Here is a 428-nt window from a genome sequence, read left to right as displayed (position 1 = left end):
ATCAAACGGTGAGGGATAGGCGCGTGCTTGCGCAACTTTTACGCCTTCTTTAAGCCGCTCTGTCCAATACTCCCACCGCCCCAAGAGAGAGTCGATCAGCCTTTCCACCTGGCGGGGATCCTCCAGCCGATAGTTTTGGGTCAGATGATGAAGTTCAGCCAGCCTGGTAATCATCGGGCTGTACCAATCTGTCGGTGTCGGTGTTGCCTGTTGCCATTGGGTCAAATAAAAGATGGAATCTCCGCGTACGGCGCAGGGCTCGGCATTTTTTGTGTAGGTGATGGGGACAGCCCCGTCCCAATCGCGCTGCTGCAGATTATTCAGCACCCCCCCGATAAACAGCAACCGGCTGGGCGGCGCTGACGTCCGTTTACAGACAAACGATCCGTACGGAGTCATCGCCTTGAACACATTGGGTCCTTTGAGTA

1 pseudogene is annotated in these 428 nt (G+C 55.1%); it reads right to left on the bottom strand.

The features are described from left to right. A pseudogene (locus MXD62_RS10230) lies at positions 1–411 on the bottom strand (hypothetical protein); the annotation flags it as partial. Positions 412–428 lie beyond the last annotated feature (17 nt).

The sequence above is a fragment of the Frankia sp. Mgl5 genome (assembly GCF_023242985.1).
Classification (GTDB): domain Bacteria; phylum Actinomycetota; class Actinomycetes; order Frankiales; family Frankiaceae; genus Parafrankia; species Parafrankia soli.
The sequence above is the reverse complement of the archived record's forward strand: the minus strand, read 5'-3'. Positions and strand labels throughout refer to the sequence as shown.